11 protein-coding genes are annotated in these 13533 nt (G+C 52.9%); 5 read left to right on the forward strand and 6 right to left on the reverse strand.

Annotation, left to right across the window (positions count from 1 at the left end):
* Positions 1-133 precede the first annotated feature (133 nt).
* The 4 genes from thyA to rppH all read right to left on the reverse strand — a co-directional run bounded on the left by thyA (position 134) and on the right by rppH (position 4788).
* Positions 134-928 carry a thymidylate synthase gene (gene thyA / locus OGV89_RS11865; protein ID WP_003033990.1) on the reverse strand — a complete coding sequence of 265 codons (795 nt, stop codon included), beginning with the start codon at positions 926-928 and terminating at the stop codon, positions 134-136.
* 6 nt (positions 929-934) lie between these two features.
* A complete protein-coding gene (gene lgt / locus OGV89_RS11870) occupies positions 935-1810 on the reverse strand; it encodes a prolipoprotein diacylglyceryl transferase (protein ID WP_003033987.1) in 876 nt (291 codons plus the stop codon).
* Between the two features lie 188 nt (positions 1811-1998).
* Complete coding sequence (gene ptsP / locus OGV89_RS11875) at positions 1999-4245, reverse strand: phosphoenolpyruvate--protein phosphotransferase (protein WP_003033984.1); 2247 nt, start codon at positions 4243-4245, stop codon at positions 1999-2001.
* 12 nt (positions 4246-4257) lie between these two features.
* Positions 4258-4788 carry an RNA pyrophosphohydrolase gene (gene rppH, locus OGV89_RS11880; RefSeq protein ID WP_003033982.1) on the reverse strand — a complete coding sequence of 177 codons (531 nt, stop codon included), beginning with the start codon at positions 4786-4788 and terminating at the stop codon, positions 4258-4260.
* Between the two features lie 684 nt (positions 4789-5472).
* On the opposite strand from rppH, the gene mutH reads away from it, so the two are divergent.
* From mutH to OGV89_RS11900, 4 genes are all read left to right on the forward strand, one after another.
* The gene (mutH, locus tag OGV89_RS11885; protein WP_003840955.1) at positions 5473-6168 is read left to right on the forward strand and encodes a DNA mismatch repair endonuclease MutH; all 696 of its coding nucleotides are present in this window, start codon (positions 5473-5475) and stop codon (positions 6166-6168) included.
* 75 nt (positions 6169-6243) lie between these two features.
* Positions 6244-6957, forward strand: coding sequence for a TerC family protein (locus tag OGV89_RS11890; RefSeq protein ID WP_003033961.1), 714 nt, complete (start codon positions 6244-6246; stop codon positions 6955-6957).
* Between the two features lie 144 nt (positions 6958-7101).
* Positions 7102-7320, forward strand: a complete 219-nt coding sequence (gene ygdR, locus OGV89_RS11895; protein ID WP_000758660.1) for a lipoprotein YgdR — start codon at positions 7102-7104, stop codon at positions 7318-7320.
* A gap of 106 nt (positions 7321-7426) precedes the next feature.
* Complete coding sequence (locus tag OGV89_RS11900) at positions 7427-8467, forward strand: NADP(H)-dependent aldo-keto reductase (protein WP_054528746.1); 1041 nt, start codon at positions 7427-7429, stop codon at positions 8465-8467.
* 82 nt (positions 8468-8549) lie between these two features.
* On the opposite strand, the gene lplT is transcribed toward OGV89_RS11900, so the two are convergent.
* Both lplT and aas read right to left on the reverse strand, forming a co-directional pair.
* Positions 8550-9743: a lysophospholipid transporter LplT gene (gene lplT, locus OGV89_RS11905; protein WP_003033951.1), complete on the reverse strand. Its 1194-nt coding sequence runs from the start codon at positions 9741-9743 to the stop codon at positions 8550-8552.
* A complete protein-coding gene (gene aas / locus OGV89_RS11910; RefSeq protein ID WP_003033949.1) occupies positions 9736-11895 on the reverse strand; it encodes a bifunctional acyl-ACP--phospholipid O-acyltransferase/long-chain-fatty-acid--ACP ligase in 2160 nt (719 codons plus the stop codon). The genes lplT and aas overlap by 8 nt, the downstream gene beginning before the upstream one ends.
* A gap of 597 nt (positions 11896-12492) precedes the next feature.
* Between aas and galR the strand changes: the two genes are divergently transcribed.
* A complete protein-coding gene (galR, locus tag OGV89_RS11915) occupies positions 12493-13521 on the forward strand; it encodes an HTH-type transcriptional regulator GalR (protein ID WP_003033945.1) in 1029 nt (342 codons plus the stop codon).
* The last annotated feature ends 12 nt before the right edge of the window (positions 13522-13533 follow it).

Genomic DNA, 13533 nt, shown 5'->3' on the forward strand with positions numbered 1-13533 from the left:
CTACGGCGAGCTACGGGAAATATTTGTCGCGTTGCAGACCGTTGCACTATTTCAGGAATGTTGGCCGAAGAACGTGATTTTAGACAAAAAAAACCGACGCTCACGGGCGTCGGTTGTGTCAGCATGAAGCTGGTTAGATAGCCACCGGCGCTTTAATACCCGGGTGCGGATCGTAGCCTTCAATTTCGAAGTCTTCGAAGCGATAGTCAAAGATAGATTCAGGCTTACGTTTGATAACCAGTTTCGGCAACGCGCGAGGTTCACGGCTAAGCTGCAGATGCGTTTGATCCATATGATTGCTGTACAAGTGCGTGTCGCCACCGGTCCAGACAAAATCACCCACTTCCAGATCACACTGCTGCGCCATCATGTGTACCAGCAAAGCGTAGCTGGCAATGTTAAACGGCAGGCCGAGGAACACATCGCACGAACGCTGATACAGCTGACAGGAGAGCTTGCCATCCGCGACGTAAAACTGGAAGAACGCATGGCACGGTGCCAGCGCCATTTTATCCAGCTCACCGACGTTCCATGCAGAAACGATAATGCGGCGAGAGTCCGGGTCATTTTTAAGCTGGTTTAACACGGTGGTGATCTGGTCAATATGGCGACCATCTGGCGTAGGCCACGCGCGCCACTGTTTACCATAAACCGGGCCTAAATTACCGTTTTCATCCGCCCATTCGTCCCAGATTGAGACGTTGTTTTCATGCAGATAGGCAACGTTAGTGTCGCCCTGCAAAAACCACAGCAGCTCATGAATGATCGAGCGTAAATGGCAGCGTTTCGTCGTAACCAGCGGGAACCCTTCCTGCAGATTAAAACGCATCTGATGACCAAAAATGGAAAGCGTTCCGGTTCCGGTACGGTCGTTTTTCTGTGTGCCTTCATCCAGCACTTTTTGCATCAGTTCTAAATACTGTTTCATGGTTCCTCAGGAAACGTGTTGCTGTGGGCTGCGGCGGTACGCCCAAACCATCATAATAATGCCTGCGACAATCATCGGGATAGAGAGGATCTGCCCCATGCTGATGTACTGTACCCAGGTGCCAGTAAACTGCGCATCCGGCTGGCGGAAGAATTCAACGATAATACGAAACGCGCCATAACCAATCAGGAACAGACCGGATACCGAGCCCATTGGACGCGGCTTACGAATGTACAGGTTGAGAATGATAAACAGCACAACACCCTCGAGCGCCATCTCATAAAGCTGTGAGGCGTGGCGCGGCAGCGAGCCGTAGGTATCAAAAATAGACTGCCATTGCGGGTTAGATTGCAGCAGTAAAATATCTTCGGTACGGGAGCCCGGGAACAGCATGGCGTACTTGAAGTTCGGGTCAACGCGTCCCCACAGCTCACCATTGATAAAGTTACCCAGACGCCCTGCACCCAGACCAAACGGAATCAGCGGGGCAATGAAATCAGAAACCTGGAAGAACGAACGTTTGGTGCGTTTGGCGAAGATAATCATCACCAGGATCACACCGATAAGTCCACCGTGGAAGGACATACCGCCGTCCCAGACGCGGAACAGATACAGGGGATTATCGAGGAATAACTCGAAGTTATAGAACAGTACGTAACCAATACGCCCACCGAGGAAAACCCCGAGGAAGCCCGCATACAGTAAGTTTTCTACTTCATTTTTGGTCCAGCCACTGCCCGGGCGATTAGCGCGGCGCGTCGCCAGCCACATCGCAAAAATAAACCCCACCAAATACATTAAGCCGTACCAGTGAAGCGCGACGGGTCCGATTGAGAAAATGACCGGATCGAAATCCGGAAAATGCAGATAGCTACTGGTCATCTGTCACCACAAGTTCTTGTTATTTCGCTGAAGTCAGACAGCAATTGATAAGCGCGCCTGCATAATGCAGGCGCTCCAAAGGTGCGAATGATAGCACAAGGGGTTAGAAGCGGATGCCGGGAAGATGTAAAAGATCTGTATAAGTAATCTTTACCCCGTAATGCCTGATGACGCTACGCTTATCAGGCCTACAATCCCCCGCGAATCAATCCCCCCATGCCGCGGCGCTCCATAAAGGCCGCTACCTGATGGCGTACCTCAGCCGCCATCTGCGCTTCCAGGCTGCGCTGCGCCAGCGTTTGCGCCTCATCAAAATCGATATGACGCAGCAGATATTTAACGCGAGCGACAGAACGACCGTTCATCGACAAATGACGGAAACCCAGGCCGATCAGAATAGCCACGCACATCGGGTCGCCCGCCATTTCACCGCACAGGCGTAAATCGATACCGCTTCTTTCGGCTTCCTGCGCAATCATCGCCAGCGCACGTAACATCCCCGGATGCAGACTGTCATAAATGCTGGCTACCCGTGTGTTGTTACGATCGACGGCCAGTATGTACTGGGTAAGATCGTTGGTTCCGACCGAGATAAAGTCAATCCGGTTTGTCAGATGCGGCAGCATGAACACCATCGACGGAACTTCCAGCATGATGCCAATGCGCGGTTTCGGGATCTCGTAACCGATCATCTCCTCCACTTCGCGTCCGGCGCGTTCAATCAAACGTCGCGCTTCGTCCACTTCATCAATGCTGGTTACCATCGGCAGCAAAATGCTGAGGTTACCGGTTGCCGCGTTGGCACGCAGCATGGCGCGAACCTGGATCAAAAAGATCTCTGGTTGATCGAGCGTTATGCGGATCCCCCGCCAGCCAAGGCACGGGTTCTCTTCACTGATCGGCATGTAGGGCAGCTGTTTATCGGCACCGACATCCAGCGTACGTAGGGTCACCGGCTTGTCGTTAAACATTTGCAGCATGCCCTGATACTGCGCAACCTGTTCTTCTTCCGAAGGAAAACCGCTTTGCAGCATGAACGGGATTTCGGTGCGATACAGGCCAATACCGTCGATCCTGCTACCCAGCTTTTCTTCATGTTCCGGGCTGAGACCCGCATTGAGCATCACCTTCACGCGCTCGCCGCTTTTCAACTGTGCTGGCTGGTTGACGTCGTCTTCCGCCAGGCGGCTCAGCTCAATTTCTTCACTGATAAGACGCTGGTATTCCTGAATCAATACCGGTTCCGGATCGACCAGCAGTTCACCGCGATAACCGTCCACCACCAGCGTGCGGCGATGCAGCACCGACGGCTGGATATCGGCCCCCATAACGGTAGGGATACCCAGCGCACGAACCATAATTGCCGCATGAGAGTTGGCTGCACCGTCCCGGACAACCACGCCGACTAACCGGTCCTGAGGAAGCTCCGCCAGCGTGGTCGCCGAAAGTTCATCCGCCACCAGCACGAAGCGTTCCGGCCAGGCATTCGGCCCCTGGATAGAGTCGTCAAGGTGGAACAGCAGACGCTGGCCGAGCGCGCGTAAATCTCCGGCCCGCTCTTTGAGGTAGTTATCGCTAAGCGCGGCAAATTGTTCGGCAAACTTTTCGATGATCGTTTTAACCGCCCACTCGGCCACCGAACCGTTATCCACTTCCGCAAACAGCTCGCGGCGCAGACGGGTATCGGAAAGCAAGTGCGAGTAAAGATCAAAGATCGCCGCCGTTTCTTTCTGCGCCCCAGCGGTAAAACGCTTGCTATAGCGGCGGAATTCGTTCGCCGCCTCTTCCAACGCACCGGTCAGTCGCTCGCGCTCAAGCACCGGATCCAGCGTTGAAGCCTGATAGACCTGCTCCATCAGCGGTAGCGTCGCATCCTGCCAGCCTTCAGCTATTGCCACGCCGGGGGCGGCAGGCAATGCACGGATGCGCGTTTGCCGGTATTGACCGAACAGCGCGTTTAGCTGCGACTGCGAAAGTATGGCCGCCATTTGCGTGGCGAGCGTGACGAGGAAAGACTCTTCACTTTCATCGTACTGACGCAGTTCACGCTGCTGCACCACCAGTACACCTAAAAGCTGGCGACGCTGAATGATCGGTACGCCTAAGAATGCACGAAAACGCTCTTCTTTTACCGAAGGAATGTATTTAAAGCTGGGATGTTTTTGCGCATCGGCGAGGTTGATAGGTTCCGCCAGCCTGCCAACCAGGCCAACGATACCTTCATCAAACGCGAGTGCGACAGTGCGACCACGTGGTTTTTTCAGTCCCCGGGTCGCCATGAGGTAATAACAACGTCGATCGTGATCGGCCAGATAAACCGAACAGACCTCTGTATCCATCGCAAGACAGATGTCGGTAACCAGTATATTCAGCGCTTCATTCAGACGCGGAGCACTGGCCACCTTTTCGACTATTTCGCGCAGGCGGGTGAGCATAATTTGCGTAGCTTAACCTCTTTTACGTCTGTACGCAGGTGTGCTTTGCGGCTTAGGAGTGCTCTCCTGAAGCGCCATGACAACACTTGCGAATTCTTTCATCACCCTGCGATAGACATCGCGTTTAAATGACACCACCTGTCGAACCGGATACCAGTAACTCACCCAGCGCCAGCCGTCGAACTCAGGTGTACTGCTGGTTTGCATATTGATTTCAGCATCGCTGCTGACCAATTGCAGAAGAAACCATTTTTGTTTCTGGCCGATACAAACCGGCTTCGTGTCCCAACGCACCAAACGTTTCGGTAACTTGTAACGCAACCAGTTACGAGTAGAAGCAAGGATCCGTACATCTTTACGACTGAGACCCACTTCTTCAAAGAGTTCCCGGTACATCGCCTGCTCTGCTGTCTCTCCTGCGTTGATCCCACCTTGTGGAAATTGCCAGGAGTGCTGACCAAATCGCCGGGCCCACATGACCTGCCCCTGGCGGTTACAAATTACTATCCCTACATTCGGGCGGTAGCCATCGTCATCAATCACCGGACTACCTCAACATAAACCTTATATACAAACGATTGTTTCACACTCCTGAGGGGCGGTAAACCACTCTGTTAAGGGTGCGATATTCTAATAACAATTGAATAACTCACAGTTAAAGGCCGAGTTATAAACAGAAGAAGGGCAAGCAAGGCGATTTTATTCACCTTTTCTGTGGATATAGTTGTGAAGAAGTACGGAATTACTATGGGAAAACCCAGAACAGTCCGAATAAGACATTCGTCACAGAGTAAAAATAGTCTTATACATTCATAAAGTTAAAACTGATCCACGCAGATAAACACACAGAAATGTGATGTACATCACTCATACGATCTTCACGCTGATGAAAGATCGACCAGCGTCGGTTTTATCCACAGATTATGCCAATAAGTTAGGCACAATTTGTGTGAAAATTCGATTTTCGTCGCACGTCAAGGCTGTAAATTGAAACAGTAGTGGGGGTTTTTCACAGTTATCCCATCTTTCTGTGGATAACATGGTGTAAGATCCTGTTCATTGTCAGTGACCAGAATTGGAAAACCCGCTTCGCTGTTGCGCAACTCTGCAAACGTGAATCTAAAAACCAATATAAATCATATAATTGAATAAAGCATGTGGAAAAAGATAAACTCTGTCCACACGGTATAAAATCATTGCTTATTTTTTCACCTAAGGGTTAACCCGATGCCAGAACTCCGTCCGTTGCTTTCTCCCCCTGAATCTGAAGCCCAGTTGCTGAGCCAGGCACGACAGCTTTCGGGCTACGCGTTAGGAGAATTAGCGGCAATGGCGGGAATCGTTACGCCGAAGGATCTTAAGCGCGATAAAGGCTGGATTGGCGTGCTACTGGAAATCTGGCTCGGTGCCAGCGCGGGCAGTAAACCAGAGCAGGATTTTGCGGCGCTGGGCGTGGAGCTGAAAACGATCCCTGTGGACAGTCTTGGCAGACCGCTGGAAACCACCTTTGTGTGCGTGGCACCGTTAACCGGCAATACCGGCGTCACCTGGGAAACCAGCCATGTACGGCACAAACTCAAACGCGTTCTGTGGATCCCGGTAGAAGGCGAACGCAGCATCCCGCTGGCTGAGCGCCGCGTCGGCTCTCCCCTGCTGTGGAGCCCGAATGAAGAAGAGGACCAGCAATTGCGTCTGGACTGGGAAGAATTAATGGACATGATTGTGTTAGGTCATGTCGAACGCATCACTGCTCGCCATGGGGAAGTACTGCAACTGCGTCCTAAAGCCGCCAACGCCCGCGCGCTTACCGAGGCCATTGGCGCCAACGGCGAGCCCATCCTGACCCTGCCACGCGGCTTTTACCTGAAAAAGAACTTCACCCGCGCATTGCTTGAGCGACATTTCTTGTTCCAGGCGCAATAGGCACCGCCCGGCCTTTCACCCGCCGCGTTACGGGCCTATAATTACCGCTTCTTTTTTTTGGCAGGACTTTGTTCGATGTTATTTGCATGGATAACCGATCCTAACGCCTGGCTTGCGCTCGGTACGCTGACGCTGCTGGAGATCGTTCTTGGGATCGACAATATTATTTTCCTTTCTCTGGTTGTAGCCAAACTCCCGACAGCGCAACGCAATCATGCCCGACGTATTGGGCTGGCGGCGGCGATGATCATGCGTCTGGCACTGCTGGCTTCTATCGCCTGGGTAACGCGCCTGACAAACCCGCTATTCGAGTTGTTTGGCGAGGCGATATCAGCACGCGACCTGATCCTTCTGCTGGGGGGATTGTTCCTGATCTGGAAAGCCAGCAAGGAGATCCACGAATCCATTGAAGGTGAGGAAGAGGGGTTAAAAACCCGCGTATCTTCTTTCCTGGGCGCGATTGTGCAGATCATGTTGTTAGACATTATCTTCAGTCTGGATTCCGTGATTACTGCGGTTGGTTTGTCCGATCATCTGTTTATCATGATGGCGGCAGTAGTGATTGCCGTAGGCGTGATGATGTTTGCTGCTCGCCCAATTGGTGAGTTTGTCGATCGCCACCCTTCAGTAAAAATGCTGGCGCTCTCGTTCCTGATTCTGGTCGGTTTTACGCTGATTCTGGAAAGTTTCGACGTCCACGTTCCGAAAGGATATATCTATTTCGCCATGTTCTTCTCTATCGCGGTAGAGACCCTGAACCTGTGGCGTAATAAAAAAAATCCGCTCTGATGAAATCCATCGCTCCCTGCAAGGGGAGCGAATGCCCACCACACCTACCCCTTCTCACAGTTTAAGATTTTACTGCTTTCACCCTGCACAACTTCGCGTTATTACTAAACTATTGTCAGACGCAGGCCATGTGAGGATAAGCAGATGAAAAAATGGGCAGTTTTGATTTCCGCCGTAGGACTGGCTTTTGCCGTTTCCGGATGCAGCAGCGATTATGTAATGGCGACAAAAGATGGTCGAATGATCCTGACCGATGGAAAACCAGAAATTGACGATGATACCGGTCTGGTGAGCTATCACGACCAGCAGGGCAATGCGATGCAGATTAACCGCGATGATGTATCCCAAATCATTGAACGCTGATGGTTGAGGTCAGCAGCGCGCTGGCCTTAACAATTTTACTTCCCTTTTTCGCTTCCCTCAGCCATTTTTATAATCCTTATGTCGTGATTATAAAAAGGAAACGGCTATGCAATATCACCGTATACCCCACAGCTCGCTGGAAGTCAGTACACTGGGGCTGGGCACAATGACGTTTGGTGAACAAAACAGCGAAGCCGACGCACATGCACAGCTCGATTATGCCGTAGCACAGGGCATTAATTTGATCGACGTTGCCGAGATGTATCCGGTACCGCCGCGTCCTGAAACCCAGGGTCTCACCGAAACCTACGTAGGTAACTGGCTCGCCAAACACGGCAGCCGCGAAAAGCTGATCGTCGCTTCTAAGGTCAGTGGACCATCACGCAACAACGACAGCGGCATCCGCCCGAATCAGGCGCTGGATCGTAAAAATATCCGTGAAGCGCTGCACGACAGCCTGAAAAGACTGCAAACCGATTACCTGGATCTGTATCAGGTTCACTGGCCGCAGCGCCCGACCAACTGCTTTGGTAAGTTAGGCTACAGCTGGACAGACTCCGCGCCGGTCGTTTCCCTGCTGGACACGCTGGACGCATTGGCAGAGTTTCAGCGCGCCGGGAAAATTCGCTACATCGGCGTTTCTAATGAAACCGCTTTTGGCGTGATGCGCTATCTGCACCTGGCGGACAAACACGATCTGCCACGCATCGCCACCATCCAGAACCCCTACAGCCTGCTGAACCGCAGCTTTGAGGTTGGACTGGCAGAAGTGAGCCAGTATGAAGGCGTTGAGCTGCTGGCATACTCTTGCCTGGGCTTCGGTACATTAACCGGGAAATACCTGAACGGCGCGAAACCTACCGGTGCACGCAATACGCTGTTTAGCCGTTTCACGCGCTACAGCGGCGAGCAGACGCAGAAAGCCGTTGCGGCCTATGTGGATATCGCGAAACGCCATAATCTGGATCCTGCGCAAATGGCGCTGGCATTCGTGCGTCGTCAGCCGTTTGTCGCCAGCACTTTGCTGGGCGCCACGACCATGGAGCAGCTAAAAACCAACGTTGAAAGTCTGCATCTGGAGTTGAGCGAGGAAGTGCTGGCAGAGATTGAAGCGGTGCATCAGGTGTATACCTATCCTGCACCTTAACATTTAGCGTCTGATGGCGCTGCGCTTATCAGGCCTACAGACAGCGTTCCCTGTAGGCCTGATTGCAACAGCATATAACAGACTAATGGCGGCGCTGCCAAATCCACAGCGCCGCAATCGCCAGCGCAAACAGCGCACCGAACCCAATACCAATCGCTACCGCCGGGATCCCCACCAGCACCGCCAGTGAGTAAATACCCAGCATCAGTAGCATCGCGCTGTTTTCACCCAGGTTCTGCACCGCAATCGCATTACCTGCGCCGACGCTTTTCTTACCCCGCTCCTGCAGTAACGCATTCAGCGGCACCACAAAGAACCCACCACACACGCCGATAAGCATCAGCAATGCGTAGGCCGGAAGCAGCGAATGTTGAAGAGAAAAAATCAGCACCACGACGCCAATCAGGATCCCCGCAGGCATACAGCGCGACACGGTTTCCAGCGTCACCAGCTTCGCAGCCGCCCCCGCGCCGACGACAATCCCGATCGCTACCATGGCATTGAGATAGGTCGGCGTGGCGTTATCGGTGATGCCGAGCGCCACCGGAACCCACAGTACCAGCAGAAAACGCAGCGTAACGCCCGCCCCCCAAAAAAGGCTGGTTCCCACCAACGAGAAGCGTGTTTCACCGTTGCGCCACAGCGAAGAGGCGGCACAGAAGAAACTGCGCGTCATTTTCCCCAGATGCCAGGACTGGCCAGGGCGAGCCGCGGCCAGTTTCGGGATATACAGGTTAGCGACCACTGCGCCAGCATAGGCCAGCGCACAGGCAGAAAGCGCGGCAATCACGTGCCAGTCGGCCAGAACGCCGCCGGCGACAGAACCGAGCAAAATCGCGGCAATGGTGGAAGCTTCCATCAGGCCGTTGGCTTTCACCAGTTTGTCGCCGGTGGTCAGTTCACCGAGAATGCCATACTTGGCCGGTGAATACGCCGCCGCGCCAATCCCCACTAGCGTATACCCGAGAAACGGATTAATGCCGAAGCAAATACTTGCCGCACCCAGCAGTTTCAGGGAGTTCGCGAACATCATCACTCTGCCTTTGGCAAAGCTATCCGCCACCTGTCCAACAAACGGCGCAAACAAAATGTAAGCACCCACAAACACCATTTGCAGGATAGGCTGGCTCCAGTCCGGATAAAATTGCTCCTTCAGCAACGCCAGCGTAGCAAACAGCAACGCGTTATCGCCAAACGCAGACAGAAACTGCGCGGCGATAACGGACATCATCCCTTTGGACCAGATTGACGTGTTAGTGTGCACTGACTCACTCATGTTGTTTTTCCGGCTCATCGACCCAGCTTTTCAGCGTAACAAAATCCGGCTTACCGCTGCCGAGTAATGGGAGTTGCTTCAGGTGGCGTATATCACGCGGTACGGCGAGTTCAGGTACGCCGTGCGCCCGCGCATACTGCTGTAGTTTTTCACGCGTGAGTTCGCTATCGGTGGTAAACAGCACCAGCGCCTCACCTTTGCTGGCATCGCTCTTGATCGCCGTGGCATGCATTTTGTCTGCTGATACCGCCAACGCCAGTTGCTCAACCATTTCCAGCGACACCATCTCTCCGGCAATTTTAGCAAAACGCTTAGCGCGCCCCTGAATCTGTACAAAGCCGTTTTCATCAAAGCGCACGATGTCACCGGTGTCATACCAGCCGCGCTCAATCTCACCTTGCGCATTCTCTGCCGTTGGCACCTCCAGCACCCCAGGTTTTTCGACGCGCAAATAGCCGCTCATAATATTAGGGCCTTTCAGCTGTAAACGCCCACCGTCCTCAATTCCCGGAACGGCCAACAGTCGAGCATCCATACCAGGCAAGATGCGCCCTACCGTTCCCGATTTTGCCGCCATCGGTACGTTAATCGACACCACCGGCGCACATTCCGTCACCCCATAGCCCTCAAGGACACGCAGGCCAAATTTCTCCTGCCACAGTTGCTTTGTGCTGTCCTGCAGTTTTTCCGCTCCCGCAACCACATAGCGCAGGCGATGGAAATCGTATGGATGCGCGAAACGCGCGTAGTTGCCGAGGAACGTTGACGTACCAAACAACACGGTGCAGTTCCGGTCGTATACCAGCTCTGGCACAATGCGGTAATGCAGCGGGCTGGGATAAAGAAACACTTCTGCGCCAGTCAGTAGCGGCGTGAATAATCCCACCGTTAGCCCAAAGGAGTGGAACAGCGGCAGCGCCGACATAAAGCGGTCATCGGCGGTGAAATCGGCAATCGTTTTAATCTGCTCAACGTTCGCCAGAATGCTTTTATGACTGTGAACCACGCCTTTCGGATGGCCTTCTGAACCGGAGGTAAAGAGGATCACCGCAGCGTCTTCCGGCTGCTGCTTCACCTGCGCCAGATGCGGTGCCAGCAGATGTGAGAAAATCCACAGCTTATCGCTAAAGGTCACATCAGCTTTCAAGTCTTCCAGATACACCCAACGCACCTGGGTGAGCTGTTCCGGTAAATGCCAGAGTTTGCCTTTATCGAGAAACTGTCGGGATGTGAAGATCGTCTTTATTTCAGACGCAGTAATGGCGCTGGTTAATCCTTTCACACCCGCGGTGTAGTTCATCATGGCTGGAATGCGTCGACGCGCAATGGCGCCAAAAATGACCGCCGCGCTGATTCCCGCATTTGGCAGCATCAGGCCGATTCTTTCACCCTCGGTGCTGTATTTTTCCAGAATACGCGCGACAAACAGCGTTTTCGTCAGCAGTTTACGGTAGCTGTCCGGAGTGAAATTAATATCTTCAATGCAGTTTTTGCCTGCGCCAAAACGGTATTTCGCCGCCAGCAGCGACTCGTAGAGCGTCTCACGCGGACGAACCGCCATGCGTGCTTCCATCATAATTTGATGTAGCATCTCTCCGGCGATTTTACGGCGATCGCGAGCTCGCGGTGCTTCCGGCATCGGCAGTTGTGTCGGCGGTAGGATGTGTAAGCGGATGCGCGGGAAGAATCGCTGTTTAACCAAACCTTTCAGGCGGCTAAAGCGGGAAAGCTCTGCGCCCTCAATGCGCACAGGTACGACCGTCGCTCCCGACTTAGCGGCGACAAACCCGGCACCGTCATAGATTTTCATCAACGAACCAGTGGTCGAAATACGTCCTTCCGGGAAGATAACCACCGGGCGGCCCTGTTCGACCAGACGAACCAGATGTTTAATCGACATCGGTTTGGTTGGATCTAACGGAACGAAATCAATCAGCGGGGTTAGCCAGCGCATATACCATTGCTGGCTGATCGAGGTGTAAACAGCGAAGACGGGACGAATCGGTAAAAAGAGCGCCAACAGGATGCCGTCTATAAATGAAACATGGTTGGGAGTGATTAGAACGCGTTCTCCCTGTAGCGCGCTGACATCGCCCGTGACGCGAACGCGGAAAAGCACGCGAAACAGATTACGAAAAAAGCCAAATAGCATCTCAACTCCCTGTGCCATTAATTATATAAACATCAATGGTGGGAGAGTATACGAGTTGGGGAATAGGCGCGACAGGTAACTGTTAAATACAATTCGAAAAAAAACCTGCGCATCCGCGCAGGTTGGTGCAAGAGACAGGTACGAAGTGCGTACCGAATAATCTCACCAATCAATACCTCTGGGATCTTGATTGTGGTCGTCAGCAGCCAGATACGCCAGTGCGAAAACGCAAAGGAATGAACCCAAATGCAACGAGTTGTGTAAATTATCGGTTACTGTTACAGATAGGCTGAAGGTAAAAAAAAACCTGCGCATCTGCGCAGGCTGGTGTAATTCTAGTGATCAACCCGAAAGTTGATTTCACCTATCAATACCTCTGGGATCTCAACTCTAGCAATCTGCTCAGTTCCCTCACCAGCGAACAATCGCAACAGCACATCGCAAAGTGTAAGCAAAAATTAGCATTTTCTATTTTCTGTCTTACTTCGCTCGTGTGCGCTCACATTTGCGACGTTCTGACGGGCAATCTGCTTGAACAGCCAGCCATTTTCCGTAACACTGACGGAATGTAAGCGTTTACCCACAACAGGTACTATCATGGCGACCATAAAGGATGTAGCCCGACTAGCAGGTGTATCAGTCGCCACCGTTTCTCGAGTGATTAATGATTCCCCTAAAGCCAGCGAAGCATCGCGCCTGGCTGTAACGAGTGCAATGGAATCACTCAGCTACCACCCCAACGCCAACGCGCGTGCGCTGGCACAACAATCCACAGAGACCATCGGTCTGGTAGTTGGTGATGTGTCCGATCCATTCTTTGGGGCAATGGTTAAAGCTGTCGAGCAGGTGGCCTATAACACCGGTAATTTTTTACTGATTGGCAACGGCTACCATAACGAACAGAAGGAACGACAGGCGATTGAACAGCTCATTCGCCACCGCTGCGCAGCCCTTGTTGTCCACGCAAAAATCATCCCGGATGCTGAGCTGGCATCACTAATGAAGCAAATCCCCGGCATGGTATTAATTAACCGAATTCTGCCAGGATTCGAACAACGCTGCGTTGCCCTTGATGACCGTTTCGGCGCATGGCTGGCGACCCGCCACCTCATTCAACAGGGCCATACACGCATTGGCTATCTGTGCTCCAATCACACAATTTCAGATGCGGAAGATCGTCTGCAAGGCTATTACGACGCGCTGGCAGAGAGCAATATACCGGTCAGCGATCGCCTGGTAACGTTTGGTGAACCGGATGAAAGCGGCGGTGAACAGGCGATGACCGAGTTACTTGGTCGTGGCAAAAACTTCACTGCGGTAGCCTGCTACAACGACTCAATGGCGGCTGGTGCCATGGGCGTATTAAATGATAACGGCATTGATGTACCGGGAGAAATCTCGCTGATTGGTTTTGATGATGTGCTGGTTTCCCGCTACGTGCGCCCGCGTCTGACCACGGTGCGCTATCCGATCGTGACGATGGCAACCCAGGCTGCCGAACTGGCGCTCGCGCTGGCGGAGAAGCGCCCCGTGCCTGAAATTACCCACGTTTTTAACCCAACTCTGGTGCGTCGCCATTCCGTTTCGACGCTGACAGAGCCGGGGAATTCATCGTCAAACGATTAACCAGGATAGCGT

Source organism: Citrobacter sp. Cf125, from assembly GCF_030333935.1.
GTDB lineage: Bacteria > Pseudomonadota > Gammaproteobacteria > Enterobacterales > Enterobacteriaceae > Citrobacter > Citrobacter freundii.

What these genes read in the sequence shown, in the direction of transcription:
- galR (WP_003033945.1), top strand. Translation starts at nt 12,493, where the DNA reads ATGGCGACCATAAAGGATGTAGCCCGACTAGCAGGTGTATCAGTCGCC.
- ygdR (WP_000758660.1), top strand. Translation starts at nt 7,102, where the DNA reads ATGAAAAAATGGGCAGTTTTGATTTCCGCCGTAGGACTGGCTTTTGCC.
- mutH (WP_003840955.1), top strand. Translation starts at nt 5,473, where the DNA reads ATGCCAGAACTCCGTCCGTTGCTTTCTCCCCCTGAATCTGAAGCCCAG.
- lplT (WP_003033951.1), bottom strand. Translation starts at nt 9,743, where the DNA reads ATGAGTGAGTCAGTGCACACTAACACGTCAATCTGGTCCAAAGGGATG.
- lgt (WP_003033987.1), bottom strand. Translation starts at nt 1,810, where the DNA reads ATGACCAGTAGCTATCTGCATTTTCCGGATTTCGATCCGGTCATTTTC.
- ptsP (WP_003033984.1), bottom strand. Translation starts at nt 4,245, where the DNA reads ATGCTCACCCGCCTGCGCGAAATAGTCGAAAAGGTGGCCAGTGCTCCG.
- OGV89_RS11900 (WP_054528746.1), top strand. Translation starts at nt 7,427, where the DNA reads ATGCAATATCACCGTATACCCCACAGCTCGCTGGAAGTCAGTACACTG.
- OGV89_RS11890 (WP_003033961.1), top strand. Translation starts at nt 6,244, where the DNA reads ATGTTATTTGCATGGATAACCGATCCTAACGCCTGGCTTGCGCTCGGT.
- aas (WP_003033949.1), bottom strand. Translation starts at nt 11,895, where the DNA reads ATGCTATTTGGCTTTTTTCGTAATCTGTTTCGCGTGCTTTTCCGCGTT.
- thyA (WP_003033990.1), bottom strand. Translation starts at nt 928, where the DNA reads ATGAAACAGTATTTAGAACTGATGCAAAAAGTGCTGGATGAAGGCACA.